The sequence below is a fragment of the Tepidimonas sp. genome (assembly GCF_046292505.1).
Lineage (GTDB): Bacteria > Pseudomonadota > Gammaproteobacteria > Burkholderiales > Burkholderiaceae_C > Tepidimonas.
Map to the genome: position 1 here is coordinate 1 of NZ_JBKBQX010000108.1, position 1139 is coordinate 1139.

Below are 1139 nucleotides of genomic sequence, written 5' to 3' on the forward strand. Positions count from 1 at the left end.
TGCGCGTTCCGCCGGACTACGCCATCGTGGTGTTTTTCCCCGCCGGCGTGGCGGCGGGCGCCGCGCTGGTCTGGGGCTACCGTCCGCATCCGGTGGAAGACCACGGCAAGCTGCGTATTGCCTACTTCAAGGCGACGCAGTCCGGCGCGGGCGACGCCAACTCGACGTTCGAGCTTTGCCGTCTGCCGCAGGGCCGGGTCCGCATTTTTCCGGGCCTGTCCCGTCTGTCCTGTTCCGCCCTCGGCACTTCCCGCACCCTGGACGTCGGCCACGCCAAGTACGTCAAGGGGTCGGAAGGCAGCACGGAAGCGGCTGTCGAGAACGCGCTTGCCAACGCCGTCGACGTGTCCGGTGCTGTGGCCGGTGCCGCGCTTGGGACCGGCATCAAGTTCGACGTGTACTCGCTGGGCGGCGTGCTGATCACCGGCAAGGTCGAAGGCGGCACGGTGCCGGACGGCTCCGTGCTTGAAGGGTTCATCGCGTACGCTCACGAATAAACCCGTTCGCCACGGGGGCAGGCAGGAGGCCGAGGGATGACCACGCCCGTAAAGGTAATCAACCGAGGGCTTGGTAAACTCTCGGCCTCTACCATTTCCGCCATAGAGCCGCCGCGCACCGGCGTAGAGCGGTTCATGGCCGACAACTACCCCGGATGGCGGGATAGCGAAATCGCCAAACGTCGCTGGCGTTTTGCGTTGCAGCGCGTCAAGCTGACGCCGACCGGCGACGCTCTTACCGACGATCTGAAACCCTACGCGTTTCAGCTACCGCCCGACTGCCTGCGCGTCATTCGTAAGCGCGGGGACAGGTGGGAGCAACGCGGCACGAAGCTGTTTCATACGGAAACCGAACTGACAATCGACTACCTCCGGCGCGTACCGGAAGTAGAGTTCGATCCGATGTTCGCCGAAGTGCTGGCCTGTCGTATCGCGGTCGAAAGTTGCGAGTTCGTCACGCAATCGACCGCCAAGCTGGCCGACAAACGCGGCGAGTACAAGGACGCCGTGGGCGAAGCGGTAAGGACCAACTCTTTCGTTACCGGCCCCGAGAACCTGTCGGAAGACGACAATGAGTTCTCCTGGGTATACGAAAGGTACTAACCCGTGGCCAAAGTAGCTCCTCTTATCCAGTCGTTCAAT

At 63.2% G+C, this 1139-nt stretch carries 2 protein-coding genes; both read left to right on the forward strand.

Annotated features, from left to right (window positions below):
• A partial coding sequence (locus ACK4TH_RS12030; RefSeq protein ID WP_409626780.1) for a hypothetical protein occupies positions 1-497 on the forward strand: 497 nt, incomplete at its 5' end.
• Positions 498-533: 36 nt separating this feature from the next.
• A complete protein-coding gene (locus tag ACK4TH_RS12035) occupies positions 534-1100 on the forward strand; it encodes a hypothetical protein (RefSeq protein ID WP_409626782.1) in 567 nt (188 codons plus the stop codon).
• Positions 1101-1139 lie beyond the last annotated feature (39 nt).

What these genes read in the sequence shown, in the direction of transcription:
- ACK4TH_RS12035 (WP_409626782.1), top strand. Translation starts at nt 534, where the DNA reads ATGACCACGCCCGTAAAGGTAATCAACCGAGGGCTTGGTAAACTCTCG.